This is a genomic window from Maribacter polysaccharolyticus, from assembly GCF_028882255.1.
Taxonomy (GTDB): Bacteria; Bacteroidota; Bacteroidia; order Flavobacteriales; family Flavobacteriaceae; genus Maribacter_A; species Maribacter_A polysaccharolyticus.
Window position 1 is genome coordinate 791,145 of sequence record NZ_JARBUY010000001.1, and the last position, 21,812, is coordinate 812,956.

At 41.2% G+C, this 21,812-nt stretch carries 18 protein-coding genes; 3 read left to right on the forward strand and 15 right to left on the reverse strand.

The window, feature by feature from the left end; genetic code table 11:
• Nucleotides 1-68 precede the first annotated feature (68 nt).
• The 8 genes from PHU20_RS03545 to PHU20_RS03580 form a co-directional block, all read right to left on the reverse strand.
• Entirely contained in the window at nucleotides 69-944 is an 876-nt protein-coding gene (locus PHU20_RS03545; RefSeq protein ID WP_420828660.1) for a sugar phosphate isomerase/epimerase family protein, read from the reverse strand.
• A 244-nt stretch (nucleotides 945-1,188) separates the two neighbouring features.
• A complete protein-coding gene (locus PHU20_RS03550) occupies nucleotides 1,189-2,019 on the reverse strand; it encodes a DMT family transporter (RefSeq protein ID WP_338040873.1) in 831 nt (276 codons plus the stop codon).
• 276 nt (nucleotides 2,020-2,295) lie between these two features.
• Nucleotides 2,296-2,931, reverse strand: coding sequence for a CatB-related O-acetyltransferase (locus PHU20_RS03555; protein WP_274823962.1), 636 nt, complete (start codon nucleotides 2,929-2,931; stop codon nucleotides 2,296-2,298).
• Between the two features lie 109 nt (nucleotides 2,932-3,040).
• Nucleotides 3,041-3,922 (reverse strand): SDR family oxidoreductase, encoded by an 882-nt coding sequence (locus tag PHU20_RS03560; RefSeq protein ID WP_274823963.1) that lies wholly within the window; start codon nucleotides 3,920-3,922, stop codon nucleotides 3,041-3,043.
• A gap of 196 nt (nucleotides 3,923-4,118) precedes the next feature.
• Nucleotides 4,119-5,375, reverse strand: a complete 1,257-nt coding sequence (locus PHU20_RS03565) for a serine hydrolase domain-containing protein (RefSeq protein WP_274823964.1) — start codon at nucleotides 5,373-5,375, stop codon at nucleotides 4,119-4,121.
• Between the two features lie 311 nt (nucleotides 5,376-5,686).
• The gene (locus tag PHU20_RS03570) at nucleotides 5,687-6,358 is read right to left on the reverse strand and encodes a DUF4386 domain-containing protein (protein ID WP_274823965.1); all 672 of its coding nucleotides are present in this window, start codon (nucleotides 6,356-6,358) and stop codon (nucleotides 5,687-5,689) included.
• A 20-nt stretch (nucleotides 6,359-6,378) separates the two neighbouring features.
• A complete protein-coding gene (locus PHU20_RS03575; RefSeq protein WP_274823966.1) occupies nucleotides 6,379-7,101 on the reverse strand; it encodes a porin family protein in 723 nt (240 codons plus the stop codon).
• Nucleotides 7,102-7,234: 133 nt separating this feature from the next.
• Nucleotides 7,235-9,025 carry a helix-turn-helix domain-containing protein gene (locus PHU20_RS03580; protein ID WP_274823967.1) on the reverse strand — a complete coding sequence of 597 codons (1,791 nt, stop codon included), beginning with the start codon at nucleotides 9,023-9,025 and terminating at the stop codon, nucleotides 7,235-7,237.
• A gap of 362 nt (nucleotides 9,026-9,387) precedes the next feature.
• Between PHU20_RS03580 and PHU20_RS03585 the strand changes: the two genes are divergently transcribed.
• From PHU20_RS03585 to PHU20_RS03595, 3 genes are read left to right on the forward strand one after another with little or no spacing between them, the layout of a single operon-like run.
• Nucleotides 9,388-9,915, forward strand: coding sequence for an RNA polymerase sigma factor (locus PHU20_RS03585; RefSeq protein ID WP_274823968.1), 528 nt, complete (start codon nucleotides 9,388-9,390; stop codon nucleotides 9,913-9,915).
• Nucleotides 9,902-10,561, forward strand: coding sequence for a hypothetical protein (locus PHU20_RS03590; protein ID WP_274823969.1), 660 nt, complete (start codon nucleotides 9,902-9,904; stop codon nucleotides 10,559-10,561). Before PHU20_RS03585 ends, PHU20_RS03590 begins: the two co-directional genes overlap by 14 nt.
• The gene (locus PHU20_RS03595) at nucleotides 10,551-10,682 is read left to right on the forward strand and encodes a hypothetical protein (RefSeq protein WP_274823970.1); all 132 of its coding nucleotides are present in this window, start codon (nucleotides 10,551-10,553) and stop codon (nucleotides 10,680-10,682) included. Before PHU20_RS03590 ends, PHU20_RS03595 begins: the two co-directional genes overlap by 11 nt.
• Before the next feature lie 53 nt (nucleotides 10,683-10,735).
• Here PHU20_RS03595 and uxuA read toward each other — a convergent pair whose 3' ends face one another.
• The 7 genes from uxuA to PHU20_RS03630 all read right to left on the reverse strand — a co-directional run bounded on the left by uxuA (nucleotide 10,736) and on the right by PHU20_RS03630 (nucleotide 21,773).
• The gene (uxuA, locus tag PHU20_RS03600) at nucleotides 10,736-11,914 is read right to left on the reverse strand and encodes a mannonate dehydratase (protein WP_274823971.1); all 1,179 of its coding nucleotides are present in this window, start codon (nucleotides 11,912-11,914) and stop codon (nucleotides 10,736-10,738) included.
• A gap of 20 nt (nucleotides 11,915-11,934) precedes the next feature.
• Complete coding sequence (locus tag PHU20_RS03605; RefSeq protein WP_274823972.1) at nucleotides 11,935-12,762, reverse strand: SDR family oxidoreductase; 828 nt, start codon at nucleotides 12,760-12,762, stop codon at nucleotides 11,935-11,937.
• Nucleotides 12,763-12,871: 109 nt separating this feature from the next.
• Nucleotides 12,872-15,574, reverse strand: a complete 2,703-nt coding sequence (locus PHU20_RS03610; RefSeq protein ID WP_274823973.1) for a glycoside hydrolase family 2 TIM barrel-domain containing protein — start codon at nucleotides 15,572-15,574, stop codon at nucleotides 12,872-12,874.
• A gap of 17 nt (nucleotides 15,575-15,591) precedes the next feature.
• Nucleotides 15,592-17,220 carry a right-handed parallel beta-helix repeat-containing protein gene (locus PHU20_RS03615; protein WP_274823974.1) on the reverse strand — a complete coding sequence of 543 codons (1,629 nt, stop codon included), beginning with the start codon at nucleotides 17,218-17,220 and terminating at the stop codon, nucleotides 15,592-15,594.
• 8 nt (nucleotides 17,221-17,228) lie between these two features.
• Nucleotides 17,229-18,662 (reverse strand): sulfatase family protein, encoded by a 1,434-nt coding sequence (locus tag PHU20_RS03620; RefSeq protein WP_274823975.1) that lies wholly within the window; start codon nucleotides 18,660-18,662, stop codon nucleotides 17,229-17,231.
• Nucleotides 18,663-18,673: 11 nt separating this feature from the next.
• Nucleotides 18,674-19,456 carry a sialate O-acetylesterase gene (locus tag PHU20_RS03625; RefSeq protein ID WP_274823976.1) on the reverse strand — a complete coding sequence of 261 codons (783 nt, stop codon included), beginning with the start codon at nucleotides 19,454-19,456 and terminating at the stop codon, nucleotides 18,674-18,676.
• 70 nt (nucleotides 19,457-19,526) lie between these two features.
• Nucleotides 19,527-21,773, reverse strand: coding sequence for a hypothetical protein (locus PHU20_RS03630; protein WP_274823977.1), 2,247 nt, complete (start codon nucleotides 21,771-21,773; stop codon nucleotides 19,527-19,529).
• Nucleotides 21,774-21,812: the final 39 nt, after the last annotated feature.

Here is a 21,812-nt window from a genome sequence, read left to right on the forward strand (position 1 = left end):
CTTCGGTTTATCGCAAGGGCGAATTGCTTAACGGTGGATGGCATACCCCCGGCACTCAGGTTGACCCTCTATTTGAACCCTATGTTTTTTAACCCCTTGTGGCTTACTTTGATGGCCTCGAGAGGTCCCATATTAAAAGTCTTATCCTGTTCCACCATATAATATTCCATCCCTGATAATTTTTTATTGGCCAAAATCCTGGCAAAATCTATATTACCATTACCCACAGGTGCGAACCTTCCTTGATCGTCCATATCCTTAACATGCCAGATTTTGAATCTTTTGGGATATTTATTGAAATATTCCACTGGATCGGCACCGGCCTTCGTAACCCAATACAGGTCCATTTGGAAGTTTACATATTTCGGGTCACAATTTTCCAACAAATACTCTATGGGTATTATCCCGTCGGCATCTTTCTTAAATTCGAAATCATGATTATGGTAGAGCAATTTAAGTCCGGCCTTTTTCGCTTTCTTGCCCAAGGAGGTTAAAATACCGGCCAAATTTTCAACTCCTCCCTTCATCCCCATCATCCTGGTCTCCTTATCAACCGTAAAAAGCCCCATTGGAGGCACTGGAACCACAAAATACTTGAAACCGGCAGCCTTTACATCGGCCATCATGGCATCGGCATTCTCCAAGGTCACGGATCCTTGGTGCGTACTGATCGGATGAAGTCCGATTTCCTTGACATAGTTTTTAAAGGCCATAGGGGTCATGTTATAGAACTTACCGTCGGCATATCCTGCCGCTTCTATATTTTTATATCCGGCATCGGCCACGGCCTTAAGGGTTTCCTTAGCGTCCTCCCCCATAGCGTCACGGACGGTATATAGGGCCAGACCACCAAATTTTTCTTGGGCATAGGTCGTAAAAACACCTAAAAACAAAAAGCATATGAGCATGCTTTTAATGAAACGGTCGAGACTTGATTTTTTCATATTCGTAATTGTTTAATATTGATTAGCATTCTAGGTTCTAGTATCATCTTCAAAATACTTCCTTAAAGATAAGAAGGTTTATAACAAAGTAAGAACTAAAAAAGAAAAACGATCATCCGTATAGGAATTACGATATAAGTAGAATGCCCCATCCAATGCATGGCCCTCGGTATGACATAGTGTATGGCACCCCTCGGAAAACAAAAGATACCCGTCGGACTATTTTTAAAGTAAGATTTAACCGTTAATCCTTACTAACAAATACGTTGGCGACAAGGGCCCCTACGATCATAAGGATGCCCACTAAGCTCCAAATCGAATAGAAATCCCCAAACCAAAGAACACCAACGGTAAGGGTAAAAATAACTTCGATATATTTTAATGGCGCCACCAAATTGGTTTTTGCTACCTGAAATGCCTTGGTCATGAATATTTGTCCGAAAAACCCGAATATCCCCAAACTCAAAAACAGCCACCAATCAATGCCTATAGGTTTTTTCCAATTGAATATACTTAGTATACCACCAATTACGGTTCCCACGAACATAAAATAGTTTACGATGACAATCGGTGAATCGCTTTTTCCGATCCTCCTGATGGTTACATATACCAAGCCACTGAATATAGAAGCGGCCAAAATCAGAACCAGCCCCGTATTATCAATCGCCCCATCGAAACCCTTTAGGACAAGCACCCCTAAAAAGGCCATAAAGAACAAGGGCCATTGAAGTGGCCTTAATTTTTCCTTCAACAATAAAACAGCAAAAAAGGTAGCAAATATGGGGGATAAATACCGTAAGGATACGGCTGTACCAACAGACAGATATTTCAAGGACATAAAGAAGAGACTCATAGCGGTCAACCCTATAATGGACCTCACCAGCATCAATGTCCTTTTATTCCCCCAAATATCGATGCCTTTATATAAGATATACGTTGTTCCCAGAACAAAAGAACCCAATGACCTAAAAAAAACAATCTCAAAGGTTGGAAAACCGGAAAGATATTTTACCACCGAATTCATTAACGTAAATGAAAAGGTACTGATAATCATATAAAGGATAGCTTTCTTCACAATTTCTGCTTTGGGAGACCGGCCTAATCCATTTGATATACAAATAGGCAGGATACATGACGGGATTAAAAAAACAAGCCTTAAAATTACTGCAAATTCCCCACTTGTCCGCACCCTATCCCATATTTTGGAAATATGATAAATTCTTGCTATTCCATCTATTATACGTTAAAAAAAGGAGGGGTTATTTAATGAAAAACCATTCCCGCCCGTTAAGGGTTGAATTATTCCGGTACCAATCCAAAGGATTGGGAACACCACTTCCGATAGATCCCCTTACCCATTAATGCTTTTTAAAAGCTCTTGGATTCGATTGCCCGTTAAAGTTGAAGCATAACGGGTTATTTTCCCAATAGGCCAGTCCCACCATTTCAATTGCAGTAAAGCTTCTATTTCGGACGCTGTAAAGCGCTTTCGAATCAATGTTGCCGCATTGCCGCCCACTATCGAATAGGGTTCCACGTTTTTGGTTACCGTTGCATTACTTGCTATAATGGCCCCATCGCCTATTTGTATACCAGGCATTATGGTCGCGTTATATCCTATCCAGACATCATTACCAATGACCGTATCCCCTTTTGACGGATACGATTTACCTGCCATCGCATCTTTCCAATCCCCCCCGAATATGGCGAAGGGATACGATGAAATGGCCTCCGACAAATGATTGGCACCGTTCATAATAAAGGTTACCCCAGAGGCAATCATGCAGAATTTACCGATTATCAATTTATCGCCCACAAAATCAAAATGATACTTGACGTTTTTTTCAAAATTACCAACACTCTCAAAATCATCATAATACGTATAGTCACCTACACTGATATTCGGATTTTTGATCATATTCTTTAGAAAGCAAAGACGGTCATAGCCCACAAGGGGAAACGGATTGTTTTTATCTGGAATACCCATAGCTGTTGTTTTAATTTTTATTGAAGTATTGAATATAAGAAGAAGGGGTGAAACTACCGAGTACATGAAATTACGCAACCCAATACCCGACTGTTTCCGATGTACTTGGTCATTTCTTTTTTATGGTATCCATCTCCGATTGAAAAAAAGTACCCAACCGATGACTTCCATATCTTGGTGCGATCGCATCTTCGGCCATCAAGGTCAGGAAAAACTCTATCGGGCCATAGGTCTTTGAAGAGGTAAAGGTACGTAATATCCAAACGATAGATTTTCGTAACCCATGGGGCAAGTGTGATATTTTGACAGGGTTTCCGCAAGCCGTCAGGGCCATTTCGGCCACTTCGTTTTGGGTTAGGATGTCCGGTCCCCCAATATTGATTTCGGTTTGGTCGGATTCGATGGCATCGACACAGGCAATGGCAAGATCTTTCCCATGAATGGGATTGAACTTTTGTTCCCCACTACCAAAAAGGTAGACCTTTCCCCTTTGGGCCATCTCTAAAAAATCCTTCATATCGGAGAAAAAACCATTGGGTCTAATGATGGTAAATTCCAATCCCGAAGTTACCAGTTCATCTACAAATGACTCCTTGGCTTCCAGGATTTTAAGGTTTCGGTGAAGGTTACCGTTCAAAACAGACACATAGATGAACTTTCTTACCCCGGAAGCCATGGCTTCCTTTAACAAATTAACATTGGCTTGGTAATCCACATCCCAATAAGTAAGTCCGTCTTTCTGACGGGTAATCCCAACGGTTGAAATTACCGTATCCACGTCGTTAAAGTGCCCCTTTAAGGTTTCAGGGTTCGTAACTTCTGCTTTGATTACCGTAGCCGATTCCGAACTGAGCCCTTTCGCTTTATTTGTATTACGAACCAGTATTTTGGTTTGCAAAGTACGTATTTGGAGTTCTTTGGCGATATGTCTCCCGAGATATCCGGTTGCACCTGCCAATAAGACCGTATTCTTAGTTTTAATTGCCTTCATTGTTTTGTATTTAGGTTACATGGAATGACCATTGACCATTACCTATTGTATAAATTATGCCTTTAAGGGAATTTCCCTTTACACTTAAAAAGCTTATTTACGTCCAAGATCGTGATATGGCAGCTTACCATTTAAGGAGAACCAAAAATCCATGGGGTCACTCTCCCCACATATATAGGGGATAGGTCATCGGGGATCAATCTGCCTGTAAAAATTGCCCGATAGCCGTGTCTATTTTCGAAAAAATGCTTTGGTACTGCTGCATGTTCCCGTTAAAAGAGGCGTCTATATTCGAAAGGAAAACGTATCCCGAATTGCCGTTCCCATGCAGCTCCAAATGTGTTGAAACCCCAAGATCATTACCACCATGCATTACCTTGTCGTCTTTCATGTACCAAAAAAGTCCGTGGTTTTCAGCAAAATCATTGGGAACGATTCCGTTTTCGAGATGGGCATTGAACAGGTTGGCATACCCGGCTTGTGAAAATAGAGTGGATGAAGCCCCATTGACCCCATTGACCATATCCAACAGGTATTTCCCCATATCCTCATTGGTGGAATACAGGCCACCTTCGGGGTAAGAATCGTTGGCATAAAATGGCAAAGGGGTGGCATCGTTGATATAAGCCGTGGCCATTTCCTCCATATCAACCGCTTCGATAGCATAGGTAGAGGCATTCATTTGCAAGGGTTGCAAAATATGCTCCTTAACATACGTATCAAAAGATTGTCCGGTCACATTTTCGATGATCAGTCCGGTCAAACCGGTTGCCAAGTTGGAATAGGACCACGAGACTCCTGGTTCGATAGGCGCGAAATTATCCAAATCGTACATGGCGCCATCTTCCAAAAAGTATTCGGACAAGAATTCACTTAGGGCATACTTTTCCCGCTGTTGCATCCCCAGATCATCCATTAAAATGTGAGCACCTGCGGTTGAGGTATCCTCCCCGGGTAAAATATAATAGTTATGGGCCAAATATACCTGGGGGTTGTCCAATAGTCCCGAAGTGTGGGTTACCAAATGCTTGATTTTTATTTCCGCATCCGGCTGTTTGGGATTCGTAACCGTTACAGGCAGCAGATCGTTGATATCGGTTTCCAACGTAAAATACCCCTGCGCTATGGCCTTGGCCACAGCCGCCCCTACAAATGTTTTACTTACCGAGGCTATTTGGGTTACTGTCTGATTCGTATAGGCCACTTGATCGGCAATATTCGCATAACCAAAGGCTTCCTGGTATACAATGGTTCCATCTTTTACGATACTGACCGCAAATCCCGGAACGTTTTCCTGCTCTGCCATGGCATCAAGATAAGCAGATAGCGCTGTAGCAGATGTAATCCCGGATGGATCCTGAAGAACGATATCCTCCCGATCGTCATTGGTACAGGAGGATAAAAGCATTACCGTAATAAGTGTTGAGATGATGAATTTAATTAATGTTGTCATGATTGTCGGTATTTATGATTCTTGGCATTTTTATCCTGTACCCATTTTTAAATGGCCGTGATGGTACAGGACGTTACTGGTTTAATGAATACAATGCGTTGTGCATATCAATAACCGTGTTTCCGGTATTGGGCCCAACGGACACGTTTGCTATCCCTAAAATTTGAAAATATCAGATGCTTTCTTGATACGGTGGGCGACTCTTTTGTCAAAAGTTTCATAATGATGTTTTTTTTAATGATTACTGATTTTGATGCAAATATTCAATGAAAAGGGATGCCGGTCGTTCGGTTTTATGATTCGGGACAATTTTAAAAAGTTCTGGCTTTCACCCCTTTAACCAATAAGAAGAGGCAAAGTGAAAACTCCCCCAAATCGGCAGGAAGGGTAATAAAAGCAGTTAAGGTGGCATCATCGGTAAAAAGAAAATGGATCACAAAGTCTGTCAAATACCCTACACAGCCTACCATCAACAGTATTCCTATGAGGTTGGGAAACAACTTCGAACGGTAGACCAAATACCCCAAGGGGAACAACCAAAAGCCGAAGAATACTTGGGCAATATGATAGCCCTCCTTATGTAACCTTAAATAAAAAAGCACCTGTTGCTTCAATTGTACTGAATTGAAACCTTCTTCTGGAATCAATAGGAGTGGCGCATAATGATTCAGCATATTAGTGCTCAGGATGGCCACGGCCACAGAAACGCCCAAGACCATTGTTTGGGCCATCCACTTGTGGGTATCCTTAAAAATACGGTACAATACCATTGGCAATAAAAAATAGGCCAATAGCATGAATAGGTCACTGATAAAACCCAAACGGAACAGAAATACATTCTCCGTTATATTCTCAATGGTCTTACCGCCATCGACCACATCCACTATGGTGGTGCGTACGTACTTTTCCGCGAAAATACCGCAAAGGATCAGAATAAGATACAATGCTCCTGCTACCCTTGCGGTTGATTTGATTGATTTCATGATGAATAAACCCGTTGTTTTTAGTTGTTGTGAGCAGCAAATGGTCGATTATCGGCCTCCCCCCACAATGCCATATCCTTTTGCCTTGCTTTGGCCAGTGGATCTTTTTTCCATTTCTTCGCTAAAAGGACATTCATGTTAAAGTAACGATTGTAGATATCCGTTCCATTACCCATATCGACCATACCATAATGGTAGCGCAGATCAAGGAGTAACCTTGATCGCTTCAGTTGAAATTCGTACCCCAAACCGAATTGTATCCCGGCATCCCACCTGCTGTAGGTATCTGCTTCGGTACCGAAGTCCATCTTCTCCTTACCACCCAATAAAGTCCCATTGGCTTCGGTTTTTACACGGCCCCCCAAGTTATAGCTGACTACGGGACCTGCATTGAGATACACATTACATACATGTAGTCGGGCCATTACCGGCAAATCCAAGGTATTAAAGCGAAAACGGGTTTCCTGTCCGGTAAGCGGGTTATTGTCTTCCAGGCGCGAACCTTTCATTACAAAGTACAATTCGGGAACCACCGAAAAATAATCGGTAACCCCCATTTGAAAGGATGCCCCTACCTGAAGGCCCCAATACCCTTCTTTAAAATCTTTTAACGCTTTATTGTTTTCACCGAAGTCCATCGAGGTTGGCGTGTAGTTGATGACCACATCCAAATAGGTTTCTTGTGCAGTGGCTCCCAATGCCATCAACACCATTGCCATGAATACTAGAAATTGATTTCCCATCTTGTCCGATTGTTTTTAGATTAATGATGGGACAAAGATGAAAATGAAGCTAGGGCGAAACGCCCGAACTTATGAATCGGAACATTTTAATTGAAATACCGAACTTTATTCCACGCCATGAAGGAGAACACCCTTAAGAATTGGCCTTGACCCATTGTTTTGGGGTCATGCCCGTTTCCTTTTTAAAGAAGGTATTGAAAACGGTCTTGGAGTTAAAACCACTATCATAGGCCAGTCCCAATAAGGTAATGTTCCTGTTTTCGGGAGCAAGGGCCAGTCGTTGGAATTCCTTGATGCGGTATTGGTTGATATAGTCGTTGAAATTCTTACCAAAATGATTGTTCAATAACCAGGAAAGCTTATTCGGATGCAGATCAATATCTGCCGCCAATTGTTTTAAACCGAGCTCAGGATCGGTAAAACGCTTATCATCCCGCATGACCATTTCAATTGCATTGGCATAGGTTTTCAGTTGGTCGGCGGTAAATGGGGACGAATCCACTTTTTTTCCCGATACTACAGCCAATTCAGGTAAATCAAAGGATTTGAACACAGCATCCTCAATTTCCTGGTATTTCGCATAAGTGCGTATGGGTTCCAAAAAAGGGTCATTCCTGAAATTGAACAATTGTCCCGACCTTTCCGCAATCCTTGTCTCAAGAATGTTCATGGCATTTTCATGATGCCCTTTATAAACTTCAAGATATAAGTCCCACGAACGTAAATTCTTCACCTCTGAATGTTCCCGCTCTTGGGCAAGTTCCGCATCCGTAATATTAAAAGAACCCTTTTGGTGCATAAGGTCAAAAATAGCCAAGTAGGTTTTTGGGCGTTCCAACTGGGGGGTTGATTGGACAAAATCCCACAGCGTATCTTTTTGACCGTCCAAAATAAGGGCTGCCGCTTTCATCTCCAAAGCCAATGGAAACGTGGAGGTCAATGATAGGGCCTTATCAAAAAGTAAAATGGCCTGTTTATAGTCTTTTTTAAAATACACCATATTCCCCTTCGTAAAATGGAGGTTTGCGGATAATGGGTTTATTCGTAAGGCCAATTCATTGGTGGCCAGGGCATCGTCAATCCGTCCCATACCGGAATAGCAATCGGCCAAAGCATCCCGCACTTCGGAAAGATTAGGGTTGATTGCTATCGATTTATGTAAATGTTCGTAAGTATCCTTATAATTCCAATATCCCCAAAAACTGATCGTGGCCTTCACGTAATGGCCCATGGCCGAATCCGGATTCAATTTCAAGCCAATATCTATATACCGATTTGCTTCCTCAAGTCCGGGTTCCCGTTCCAAATAACCCCAAGATGCCAACATACCTACACACCATCCTTTTTCCAAATATGCATCGGCATAAGAAGGGTCAAGCGTTATACTTTGATCCAAATAGGTAATCGCTTCCTTTACATCTTTGGAATTCCACCGCATTCGAAGTTCACGTGCCTTCAGCAGCAGTTTATACGCCTCGATATTTTTCGTTGGGGCATCCACCAAGTGCTCCTGAACATCAAAATGACCGAAATTCTCCCTTATTTTATCGGCGATCAGCAGACTGATTTCATCCTGTAGTTCAAAAATATCGGAAAGGTCACGATCAAAACGTTCCGACCACATATGAAAACCATTATCGGTACGGATCAATTGGGATGAGATACGGACACGCTCATTGATGATCCTTACACTCCCTTCCAGAAGCGTTTCCACCCCGAGTTCGTTACCTATATGTCGGGCATCCAATTGTTTGTTTTTATAGAAGAATGAAGATGTACGGGCGGTCACCTTAAGGCCTTCGATTTTTGTCAAGGCATTGATAATCTCTTCCGAAATCCCATCTGAAAAATACTCGTTCTCGGGCTTTCCGATATTCACAAAAGGTAATACTGCGATGGACTTTGAATTAAAAGTGGTTTTCACGAGCCTGAATAGGGTTACTTTCCCAGAATAAGGGAAAAATGCACTTAAAAATACCAATTTTTATGAATAACCGGAACAAATGGAAATATAGAACCTTTAAAGGATCATCAGAACTTTTACCCGCTTGTGATCGGGTAATTTACACTCCATATCCAATGAAATAAAAAAAATACGGTTAAGGTGTGATTTTTTCCAAATTCCACGAATCATATACCAAACGATAAAAATTAAACGATCATGTACCGGACATTATCGCAGCCCATGGGAACATCGGCAATCATCATTCCCCAAACAGGGAAGCCTTGAGCCCCATTTTATTGAATAAATAACCATACATTACAATAGCCTTAGTATATAATACCATGCCACTAAGTAAAAAAGACAGCTTTATTAAATTGATCGATGAGCACAAAAAAATCATCTATAAGATCGTGAATTCGTACTGCCCCAACCATGCTGACCGCAAAGATCTGGAGCAAGAGATCATGATCCAATTATGGAGTGCCTTCGACTCATACAATACAGACTACAAATATTCGACATGGATGTACCGCATCGCATTGAACGTGGCCATTTCATTCTATAGAAAAGAGAAAAAATGGTCATTGAAAAGTGATTATTATAATGAAGAATCCATTTTCATTTATGGGGAGAACAACCTTGAACGGGAATTGGAATCGGATCAAAACCTGAAATTGCTTCAGCAATTCATCAATGACCTAAAAGAACTGGACAAAGCTTTGATGTTGTTGTACCTAGATCGTAAAAAACACGAAGAAATAGCTGAGATCCTGGGTATTTCAAAAACAAATGTGGCAACCAAAATCGGTCGCATAAAAATTAAACTAAAAAAGGAATTTGAAAAAAATACAGATTATGGAAACAAATGAACTACAAAGAATTTTGGAAGCCTACGATGCGAAATTGGACAGCAGTATACAATTGAACAAAGAAGCCCTAAAACGCATACAGCTGGAAAAGTCGGAAAAGAAAACCCGGATCATTCTTATTTATCGAGGTATCGAACTCCTTTTTTTCGGTATCGTGGTACTCTTTTTGGGTAATTATGTAGTATCGCATTGGTCCCATACCCATTTGGCCATTAGCGGCAGTATCGTCGGGGTATTTGCATTGATTGCCTTAACCGGAAGCATTGGGCAAGTAGCGTTATTGCAACAAATTGATTTCTCAAAGCCCTTAGTGGACATCAGAAAGAAAATCGAATTGGTGAACTCCCATAATTTACTTTTTATAAAATTGATTTTTCTTTCAGCCCCCATTTGGTGGGCCTATGCATTGGTGGCCCTTGATGTTTTCCTTGGTTTTGACCTTTATCCCCACTTAGACCAAGATTTCGTCCTAAGATATCTGGTTTTCAATGCCGTAATCATCGTTCCGGTCAGCTGGTTGTTCAACAAATTAAGCTATAAGAACATGCATATTGATTGGGTTCGGAAAACCATTGGTTTTTTGAGCGGAACGAAAACCGGAAAAGCCATGGAGTTCTTAAATGAAATCGAGGAATTTGAACATTAAAATGCGAGTTGCCCATTGGATCGGCACCGATTTTAATGATAATATAGCCCATGAATATAAAAAGACCCCGTTCAAGACCTTGGCAACATATTCGTCGCCTATGGAATTGAACGAGGTTTAGTTTTGGATAACCGAAATGGGGCTTACGATTAAAACCCCTTCAAATCAATTTAGCTATACCAAACTTTTGGAAATACCGAATTCCAGTCCCCTCAACTCGGCCAATCCCCTTAGCCTACCGATACCGGAGTAACCTGGATTGGTTATCTTATGTAAGTCATCGAGCATTTGATGGCCATGATCTGGACGTACCGGAATAATTGCATCTTTCATTCCCAGTGCCTTTCGCCTTCTTTCTTCAATTACCGCTTCTTTTACTACGCTGAACATATCCACATCGCCCTCCAAATGGTTGGCCTCGTAAAAATTACCTTTTTCATCACGTCTTGTACTTCGCAAATGTAAAAAGTGGACACGATCCGCAAACCTTTTGAAAATTTGCACCAAGTTATTATCGGCCCGTACACCTAAAGAGCCTGTACAGAATGTGATTCCGTTGGCCCTATCGGGAACTTCCGAAAACAAAAAGGCATAATCCTCCTCTGTACTTACTACCCTGGGTAGGCCTAAAATGGGATACGGTGGATCATCAGGGTGAATACACATCAACACCTCGTTTTTAGCTGCCACGGGGATGATCTCTTTTAAGAAATCAACTAAATTCCCCCTTAATTTTTGGGCATCAATATCCTTATACGTATCCAGAATGGTTTGGAACTGTTCTAAGGTATATCCTTCTTCCGCTCCTGGCAATCCTGCAATAATATTATTTACCAATTGTTGCCTTTCGGTATCGGAAAGTTTTTCATAATAAGCTTTGGCTGCAGCTTTTTCCTCTTCAGAATACCCTGCCTCTGCCCTCGGTCGTTGTAATAAATAAAGTTCAAAAGCCGCAAAGGCAACGACATCGAAACGTAGGGCTTTGGAGCCATCCTCAACTTCAAACCCCAGGTCTGTCCTAGTCCAATCCAAAACCGGCATGAAATTATAACATACGATATGGATGCCACAAAGCGCCAAATTTTCGATACTTTTCTTATAGGCCTCGATATAGGTCTTATAATTCCCAGATCGAGTTTTAATGTTCTCATGCACAGGAATACTTTCCACAACACTCCATGTGAGTCCGGCCGTTTCAATAAGCCCTTTACGTTTATTTATTTCGTCGACCGTCCATACTTCCCCATTAGGGATATGATGTAATGCCGTAACGATTCCGGTAGCACCTGCTTGTTTTATATCCGATAATGATACGGGGTCTTTGGGTCCGTACCAACGCCATGTCTGTTCCATTATTCTCTATTTAAAACTTATTAAACACCACTGAATGCACTAAATCCTCCGTCGATGGGAATAACAACGCCCGTAACAAACGAAGATGCTTCGTCACAAAGGTAAAGGGTCGTACTGATTAAATCTTCAGGTTCACCAAACCGTCCCATTGGGGTTTGGTCGATTATGGTATTTCCCCTTGGCGTTAGATCTCCGCTTTCGGTCGTCAACAAAGTCCTATTCTGATCCGTTAAGAAAAACCCCGGTGCCAAGGCATTTACCCTTATGCCCACTTTTGAAAAATGGACCGCCAACCACTGGGTGAAATTCGAAACCGCAGCTTTTGCCCCACTATAGGCCGGGATTTTCGTTAAGGGCGTAAAGGCGTTCATTGATGAGATATTCAAAATACTACAGCCTTTTTTACCTACCATATCCTTTGCGAAAACCTGAGTTGGCAATAAGGTGCCGATAAAATTCAGATTAAAGACGAATTCGATGCCCTTGGTATCCAAATCGAAGAATGTTTTAAAGCCCTCGGTAGTATTCAACAGGTCTTCTTCCAATAAATGTGGATTTGAGGTTGTCCCCAACGGATGGTTACCGCCCGCTCCGTTGATTAAAATATCACAGCTTCCCAATTTACTGTTGACTTCCGATTTAGCGGATTCCAAAGACTCCTTTTCCAGAACATTCGCAACGACCCCGATGGCCGTCCCTCCTGCTGCAATAATTTCATTCGCCACCTTCTCGGCCGCTTCTTTCTTTAGATCCAAAACCGCGATTTTGTGTCCTTGTTTTGCCATGGCTTTTGCCAGGGTGCTGCATAAGACACCGCCAGCCCCGGTCAATACTACTACTTTACCCATTTGTGTTTATAATTAAATTAGTCATTTTTATCCTATGATCTTATTTTTACACTTATATACAAAATGATTCCCCAGCCTATTACCATCAAGGTCAATCCTTTGACCGGTCTTAAGATCGTTTCCTGATTTGAATCGTATTCAATATCGGATTACCTTTTATCGCCTCAAAATCTATTTGTATACCTTCTTTACCGGTTACCAATACCGTATATTTTTTCATGACCGCTTTTTCTGCCTCAAACCGCTCTGTGGGGTTTAAATTCTTCTCCACATAGGCGCCATTGATCAATACATTGAAAATACGGTCCGAAACAACTTCTGAAACCTTGTCGTTTCCTAAGTTATAAACCAATTTTTCATGTTCAATATCGGATTGCAACTCTGCCCATCCCAAGGAAACGGTATATTTCCCTTCCGGAACATCAAATTTAAACTTTTTAATCCCAACTCGCTGTGTTTGATAGATCGGATCGTTCTCCGAATCCAAAATATCCAAATCGGAGCTTGGTAAACTACCGTATTTGGTTTTGGGTCGAAATGGTTGGCCCCCAACATAGCCCCAACTTCCCATAGTATATTCCTGTTCAGGTATCCATACGATGTCCTTTACCTTATCTTCGTACATTCTTTGGGTACCAAGAAGTATGTTCAATGAATAAAAATCTTCATTGAAATCTAAAAATTTATTCGGTGCCAACCTAAAATCGACCTCCAGAACATCGGTATACACTTTTGAACCAATGGTACTCTTTGCTACAAATTTGTTTCTTCCATTGACAAACGGTACTGAGAACCGAGCTATATGATCGACCACCTTAGCGTTGTATTCGGTATCATTATGTGACAATTCCACGGATTCCCCATTGGAATAAACAGTTAACGGCTGCCTACAAAAGTTCTTTCCCGCTTCGGCCACACCTCCTCGAATAGTCCATTGATTCTGGCCAAATTTTACAATGGGTTCTTTGGATAAGAATGTCTTGTACAACCACCAAGTGTCTTTTTTCTCCCGATCTAAGGTGGTAATTCCCTTTAAATTAGCCCTAGGAAAAGCATACCCCCTCGATTCTGAATAGAAATCGTTCAAATTCCAAATATTGGCACCTACAATATAAGGCCTCTCCATTATTCCTTTTAGATAATGTTCATGGTACATATTCCCGTATTCCACCGTATAATCGAACCTTTCCGGGTTAAAAGAATGAAGTCTTGGGTGCACATCGGCCCCATATTCGGTTATTATAATGGGTTGATCAGGAAAGAGACTATGAAGCTCATCCAGATTTTCATCGAAAGCGGATAGTTTTCCTGAATACCACCCTTGATAAAGGTTCCAACCGAGTATCATGGGTACCTCTGTCAAACCTGCATCTTTATACCTACTTATCGCCCCGTGGTTCGGAATCATCGTATAACGACTTGGATCCAATTCCCTGATATGTAGCTCTATTTCACTGGCCAATTCAGTTACGTTATCCGCATATGTTCGGTAGCGTTCCTTTTCCGTTTTTTGATTATAGGGCAATCTCAAAAGTACCTCATTCATATAAGCCCAAATGATCAAAGAGGGGTGGTTAAAGTTTTGCTTCACCATTTCTTCTGCCATAAAAAGGGAATTTTTGGTGAATTCCTCCGATTCGGTAATGGCATTTACAATAGGAATCTCTACAGAAGTGATGATGCCCAATCTATCGCACATTTCCAAAACCGTAGGATCCTGTGGATAATGGGAAATACGTAAAAAATTACCTCCCATATCCTTAAGCAATCGAATGTCGCGCACATGCATCTCATCCAATAGGGCATTGCCTTTTTCCTTATAATCCTGATGTCTGTTGGTCCCTATCAATTTTAAATATTTTCCATTAAGGAAAAAACCCTTTTTTGGGTCGAATTCAAACCAACGCAATCCTAAAGGCTGTATGGATTCATCCAAGACCCGTCCCGTTTTGGCATCTTTTATACGAGAGATGATATTGTATAAATATGGATTTTGAGGTGACCATAAATTAGGGGTTCCGATGATCATTTCCTGTGAAACAGAAATGCTCTTATGGCTTTTAGCTAGCTTTTTACGTTGATTGTTCTCAAGAACGGTATTACCTTCCCGATCCACAATACGATGCGAAACGTCTACCGTTATATTTCGATCGGTCCCATTGCTCAACAAAGACCTGACCTCAACTTTTGCTTTTTCTTCGGTAACCGAAGGAGTCGTAATATAAATCCCTGAAGAACTGAAATCATCCATTGAAAAATGGACATCATTCATCTTTATAAGAAATACATCGCGATAAATACCACCGAAAAACGTGAAATCCGCCGATAACGGAGGTATGTCCGTATTATGGCTATTATCTACTTTAATGGCAAATACGTTGTCTTGACCGATTTTTAAAAATGGGGTTATATCAAAATGAAACCTCGTATATCCGCCTTTGTGTTGCCCTACCCATGAACCATTCACATAGAGATCGGCGACTTGGTTAGCCCCTTCAAAATAAATCAGCGTTTTTGTATGCTGACCCTCCTCTTCTATGAAAATGGTTTTTTTATACCACCCAACACCTCTATAATACCCAGCCTCATCGTCTATAGCATCCAAGTTATTCCAGGTGTGTGGCAAGTTCACTGTTTCCCATTCTTCAATATTCCCCCAAGAAATACCTTGAACACCCCCGTTTTCAATAACATTCAAATCACCCTTATGGAACGTCCAATCATTATTGATGCTGAAGCTCTGTCTAGATTGGGATGAAACACCACAAACCGATAACAAGGTAAAAAGTAAAATGCATAATCTTGTATTCATTATTGTAATCTATTTTATTAATGTTGAAATTCGAAAGCGCCTCTATCCGGTTTACCGATTATGGGGTTGCCTAAAAAATCCTTCATGGGACAACCTTCAATTTCGACTCCATTGTCCACTTCCGGAGATGCTGTCTTTAGCATAAACCTCAAATACGATTTCCAATTCGTTTTTGAAGCAACCGCGCTTTTAAACATGGGATTTTTTTTACTCTTCCCTAAATCCTTAGGTTCGTTTTTTATGTCACCATAAAAGGTGTTTGCTTTGAATACCGTATTGGTGCTTTCCCCAAATTCGAAGAAATTACCTTTACCCAAGGAATAGAAAATATTGTTTTTATAAGTAGTTGTATCCGGAAATCCGCCCCAATTCTTATGGTACAACAACTGAACGGAGTCATTTTCCATCCCGGAAAAGAAAACATTGTTATAAATGCTTGTATTGGTCGTTGTACCGGAATTCCTTACGACATGATGGTTATTACTTTCAAAAATATTATAACGGACTATAGTACCATCGTTAAAACTTGTCTTACTGCCCCCATCACAACAAATAAGGATGCCCCCATGACCATTGTGATGACTATAATTATATTGAATAACTGTATTCTTGCAGTTCCAATCACTATCAAATCCACCTGCATCCACATCGGGCTTGTGGTTCCAACTATTTGCTGCGGTATTATAAAAGGTAAAGGAAGCTTCGTTATATTGAAAAAGCGCATCATCACAATTAAAAGGGAATGAAGCATTTCCACTACCCTTTAAACCATTATGCGTAAATACACAATATTCAACCAAAGGCGATTTCGCCACCCTAACGATCAAGGCATTCGCACCGCATTTTTCGAATCTATTATTTCTAATAACAACGTTTAAACTTGGATACCAATTGTGGGATTTACCGTTCGCCAAGGTTTGCCCCCAAGTACTAACCAAAGACCTATTATCCCAAACAGAAATATTGGACCATCCCGTCCTGTCGACATCATGAATATAACAACCTTCAAGGTACAACCCATCAAAATTCGATTTCACCCTTTTGGCAGCCTCCCCATTCCAGGTGATTTCCGCAAAAACACCTCCATTATGTTTGGTACTCATATCCCCATTAACATCGCAAATCTCTAAATTGACCAATTGTATATCATGCAACGTTCCGCAATCCTTTCCTTCGATATAAATGCCCATTTTTGGCGCATTTACATATGCTACCGCATTTTTCAGAACAAGTTTTCGGGGTGATTCAGCAGGGACATGATTCTTGATTTTCATGTCGCGGATTTCTATGTATTCCTGATTGAACAATCGGATGGTATACGATACGTTTTCGTTGTGGGCAATTTTGCCCTTTGCATTCAATACAGGAGCTTCCCCTGAACCATAGGCCCCAATGACAATTCGATTTTCAAGGGCACCGCTACCACGTGGAACCAAGTTGCCGACCCATTGTCCTCCTCTTCTAAAAAGAACCGAATCCCCAGGTTGAAGATCAATTCGATTGATTTTAGCCAAGCTTTTCAAAGGAGCCTCAACCTTGATCCCCGTATTGGCATCGTTTCCCATCAAATCATCAACAAAATAGGTGGTTTGACCTAATAGTATTACACTAAAGAGCTGTATAAAGCACGTGATCAATTGTTTCATGGTTGTTGTTATGAGGGAATATTTTCAATGGGAAAGTCATCCGATGTTTTAATAATCCAATCCTTCAACATCTGCCTGTGTTGAGTGATTTCTATTTGATGTTTTTTCGAATCGATCAATGGCTTAAGCTCTTGCGGGTCATTTTTCAGATCAAAAAACTGTTCTGGATTTTCACCGCCATCAAAAAGGAAGTACTTATACTGTTCGGTCACGACCATTCTTCCTACAAAAACCCGACCTCCTGATTTGTTTTTCTCTTTCTGGATAATCTCTGAAACAACATAATTCCTGGCATTTACAGGCTTTTCTGCACTTTCAATCACATAATCTTTTAGATTTTCACCGGGTAATGCCCCGTCAATGGGCACCCCTGCTAATTGACATAGGGTAGGATACAAATCCAATCCGCTCGTCGTTAATGTCTTTGTATCAATAACACCGGCCTTGGTATGCCCTTTCCATGAAATCACAAAAGGTACATTGACCGATTCCTCATAGAAATTCATTTTCTGATTCCATTCGTGTGAGCCATGCCCATCACCATGATCTGAAGTATAAAAAACGATCGTATTTTCCAAGAGTCCGTTCTTTTCGAGGGTATTGACAATACTTAAAATATGATTGTCCATTTTCTCGACCAAGCGATCATAACCGTATATATACTGTCGCCATTCTTCTTCTGACCAATACTTGACAGGGTGCTTTCCAAAATTCACCTTGTCGGTAGAATCCGGTGTTCTTCTGGTATAAAATCCTTCGGCTTCCCCATCGGGAATATTAAAATTATCGGGTAATGGTGGACATTGGAGTACATCCATGTCCTCTTCAACCGGGCCATCGTGATAATCGTCCCCCAATCCTGAAATATTACGTGCCAACTCACAACAATCGTGTGGATTTAACAGTGAAGTAACCAGAAAAAATGGCTTATCGTGCTTTTGTTCAATAAATTCCATAGAAAGTTGAGCCGTCTTCGAATCATTGTATTCCCTTTTATAGGTTTCAAAACCATGCCATTCGGGAACATCCTTGATTTTAGTGTTTGACACATGCCATTTACCAAAATAGGCGGTTTCATAACCTGCTTCATTCATAGTTTTACCCAATGATTTGTAGGCCATTAGGTCGGCATTACTTTTACTTGGCATAAACCCGGTCATTAAGGAAGCACGTGAGGGCATACAAACCGGATAAGTACAATAACTACGGGTAAAGGTTACTCCCGCTTCGGCCAATTTATCGATACCGGGTGTTTTTACGAATTCGTATCCTGTTTGGGTCATGACCCTACCCGAATGCTGGTCGGATAGTATCACCAAAATATTAGGGCGTTCTTGTACGTTCGCCCCTTGCTTGTTCGCTTTTTTAGTGTTTTGCCCACATGAAAACAATGATGTGAACAGGACAAAGCACACAAAAATCCTTAATTGATCAAATTTCATTTTATACATTTCTATTGTGATTTAAGTTCTATTAATCTCAACATTTCCTTTGCGTAACGCTGCCCTAAAAGTCTTTGACCAGCACTATTAAAATGCGTATTATCTATGGTTTCGGTGTTTTCGGAAGTAATTACTCCGGTATTTTCAACCGTATTTGGCAATTCTAAAATCATCTTGTTGAAATTGATGCGCTTTGGTTTATCGGTTGATAGTTGCCCGGCCACGAACGGCAAATCCGGATCATTCAAATCTTTCCGTAATGAAGCGATCAGAAACTCGATTTTAGGCATGTATTTATCATATCTGGAAACATTTGCTTCCCCTTGATGCCAAACAATTCCTTTCAACACGCCAAATTCCATTGCTTTTTTAGCCTGACTCACAGCCTCATTATAAAGGGAGTCTCCAGGGTGCCATTCCTCTATGGAGGTCCCTCCCCTTGCGTTTACGATCAACCCAATTTCCTTTCCTGGCATTGCTTTGGCCATTTCCTTTGCAAAACTGTAGCCTGGGCCAAGTTTTTGCAATGACAACTTCTTTCTTACCGTTGAATATTCATTAAGCGGGTTAGCTGCTTTTTCCCATGGTTTTTCGGCATCTCCGGTAAAAAGGAACACGTTGGGTATGGTATCCCGATCCTGTTCCTCAATGGCTGCACGACCTGCCATATTCGATTGGCCGATCAATAAATAAAGCTCCATTTTGTTCGATTCGCTGTTGGCCGTACTGTCGGTTGATTTACATTGATATAATAGGCCAATGCATAATAGTACGCTTATTTTAAAGTGTTTCATTTTTTGGTTTGGCGTTATTTGTTCGTTCTTATCACATTACTATCCTTTATGGATTATTTCTTGAAAATCATTACAGTAGTTGAATCCCATACGTTCCTTCGGGTACGTTAACACTAACCCGATTTGCCCCTGAATTAACAAAGGGAATACTTCTTCCATCTAGTTTTACCGAAGAAATACCTGAAGCGAAAAAGGTCACTTTTGTTCCGGAAGAAATAATCTTACCACTAATTCCTTTCCCTTCAATCGCAGTTTTCATGTATAGAGCAACCGGATCTTCCGATTTAAAACCGGTTTGAATCCCCTGTCCTGATTTGAATAATGTACCTTTTACAAAATAGGAGATGAATTTTCCAGAGGCTTTCCTGTACAGAATATTTTCTCCTTGAAACGTTTCTGAACCATATTGTCCTTTAGCGTAACCATTAGAAGTAAGTGCAACATCGACAACGTGTTCTTGGGTAATTTCATTACCAGTATAATCATCAGCCGTGATTCTTGTGAAATTTCCTGTTTTGTGGGTGCCGTCTCCTGGAAAAAGAACGGTAAGAATGCTAGCTTGTTTATTGATCGGATTATAATTGACATACATATAATCCGCGGCATAACCATAGCCCGACCTTGCCTGATTTGCGGTTCTCTTTATTTCTACTGAGGCTGGAGCCGTACCTAAAAAGGTTGTCAATGTTGCTTCATTTTCAGCATACAAGCGGGGCCCTGTATTACCTTTTTCCATTTTGATTTCAGAAAAGTATTCTGCAGCGTATTGAATTGTATTTAAAGTTGCTGCATTGGGGTGCCATACAACATTAACATTATCTCCGGCATTTTCGGTACTTACATGATCCAAAACAAGATAGTAGGGGTTAACACCATTTGAGGCTTGCACAAAAACAACATCCCTGAGATGGGTTCCAGCAATAGCACTTGAACTGGAGCCCCTAAAATATTCCACATCCTGACCTACAAGTCCTTCAACAATACCATCACCCACTTTTGAGGCATGTCTTTTTCCTCCTATCATCACAGTATTCGCAGATTCCGAATCTGAATGCATAAAATCGAAAGTGGCCGTTACACCATCTATCGTTACATCCACATTTGGTCCGTCGTACCCAGCATTTCGCAACAATATCTCCCCATATCCTGCCATGGCCAGTGCATTGACTTCATAATGGGTATGGTATTCTGTATTTCCCGTTAAATTCAGCATACTCATATAAAGCGCATTGGTTGACGGTTCTCTGGATTTTAAAGCAGCATAATTCTTAAATAAGAAACTGGGAGCCAATTCCGCATCGTCGGTATTAAATTCGAGGGGATTATTATTTGTAGCAGTACCTGCCATAATGATGTAGTTGGGCAAGAGCCCCTTTATGCTTCCCTCGGAAACCCCAGCGCCTTCCCGTAATACCCACATCGCATATTTGTAGGCCTTGGGCGAAAAGCGGGCAGCCGATACGATATGAGGGGACAAAATGATATTTCCATCCTCAATATCCCACGGCTTCTGACTTTCAGTGTTCCGAGAATCACCATAGAGTAAAATTCGTCCAAAGGGAGCTACGGCATAACCATACATAAATTCCTTTAGCCCAATAATACCCGGGTTTGAGTAATATTCGTTGTATCCCATATATTCCATAATATCGGGTGTTGTGTTTTTTGCTGCACGTTCAATGGAGTTCCACCGTTGCACACAGTATCCGTTACCTGCAGGCGAAACCCCGTCGTTGGGCATATAATGCTCTGCTAGTCCAAGATCAAACTCTTTTTTCGCTACATGAAACTTGGCTTCATCCCCCATGTATTTGTACCACAACATGCGCATGGCCCAAGCATGGGGATCCCATTTCCCGATGTATAATGCCATTATTTTCTCCTCAAGCCAGCCCTCATATTTCGAACGTACCGCATGATCTATGTCATCCCTAATAACATCGAGAGCCAGAACGGCATAAAACAATTCATGTGAAGGAACAGATGAAGTAGCAGCACCGGTCCCGATTTTCATAGACCGAATTCTGGTTTCGAACTTATTTTGAATATTGGCTATGTAGGTGGCCTTATTCTCCGGGTCGAGGATATAGGCCAAAGCATTTGCCCCCAAAACATCCCGGCTTGAACCTGCTTTTTTAGCCGTTTCCAGGGCACTGGTTTTCATGGCTCCGAACATTTCGGAAGTCCTTGCCAGTTTTCTCCAATAAGCATAGTCGGTGGTATCTATAATGTTTCCGGAAAAACCTTGAAATGGTATAAGTGAAAGAATGAAAAACACACCTAAAACCAATCTATCATGGACATCAGCTATTTTCATAGGGTCATGCGTATCTATTATGAGGTCTATTGTTCCAAT

What these genes read in the sequence shown, in the direction of transcription:
- PHU20_RS03625 (WP_274823976.1), bottom strand. Translation starts at nt 19,456, where the DNA reads ATGAAACACTTTAAAATAAGCGTACTATTATGCATTGGCCTATTATAT.
- PHU20_RS03615 (WP_274823974.1), bottom strand. Translation starts at nt 17,220, where the DNA reads ATGAAACAATTGATCACGTGCTTTATACAGCTCTTTAGTGTAATACTA.
- PHU20_RS03620 (WP_274823975.1), bottom strand. Translation starts at nt 18,662, where the DNA reads ATGAAATTTGATCAATTAAGGATTTTTGTGTGCTTTGTCCTGTTCACA.
- PHU20_RS03610 (WP_274823973.1), bottom strand. Translation starts at nt 15,574, where the DNA reads ATGAATACAAGATTATGCATTTTACTTTTTACCTTGTTATCGGTTTGT.
- PHU20_RS03605 (WP_274823972.1), bottom strand. Translation starts at nt 12,762, where the DNA reads ATGGGTAAAGTAGTAGTATTGACCGGGGCTGGCGGTGTCTTATGCAGC.
- PHU20_RS03560 (WP_274823963.1), bottom strand. Translation starts at nt 3,922, where the DNA reads ATGAAGGCAATTAAAACTAAGAATACGGTCTTATTGGCAGGTGCAACC.
- PHU20_RS03585 (WP_274823968.1), top strand. Translation starts at nt 9,388, where the DNA reads ATGCCACTAAGTAAAAAAGACAGCTTTATTAAATTGATCGATGAGCAC.
- PHU20_RS03555 (WP_274823962.1), bottom strand. Translation starts at nt 2,931, where the DNA reads ATGGGTATTCCAGATAAAAACAATCCGTTTCCCCTTGTGGGCTATGAC.
- PHU20_RS03570 (WP_274823965.1), bottom strand. Translation starts at nt 6,358, where the DNA reads ATGAAATCAATCAAATCAACCGCAAGGGTAGCAGGAGCATTGTATCTT.
- uxuA (WP_274823971.1), bottom strand. Translation starts at nt 11,914, where the DNA reads ATGGAACAGACATGGCGTTGGTACGGACCCAAAGACCCCGTATCATTA.
- PHU20_RS03590 (WP_274823969.1), top strand. Translation starts at nt 9,902, where the DNA reads ATGGAAACAAATGAACTACAAAGAATTTTGGAAGCCTACGATGCGAAA.
- PHU20_RS03575 (WP_274823966.1), bottom strand. Translation starts at nt 7,101, where the DNA reads ATGGGAAATCAATTTCTAGTATTCATGGCAATGGTGTTGATGGCATTG.
- PHU20_RS03630 (WP_274823977.1), bottom strand. Translation starts at nt 21,773, where the DNA reads ATGAAAATAGCTGATGTCCATGATAGATTGGTTTTAGGTGTGTTTTTC.
- PHU20_RS03565 (WP_274823964.1), bottom strand. Translation starts at nt 5,375, where the DNA reads ATGACAACATTAATTAAATTCATCATCTCAACACTTATTACGGTAATG.
- PHU20_RS03545 (WP_420828660.1), bottom strand. Translation starts at nt 944, where the DNA reads ATGAAAAAATCAAGTCTCGACCGTTTCATTAAAAGCATGCTCATATGC.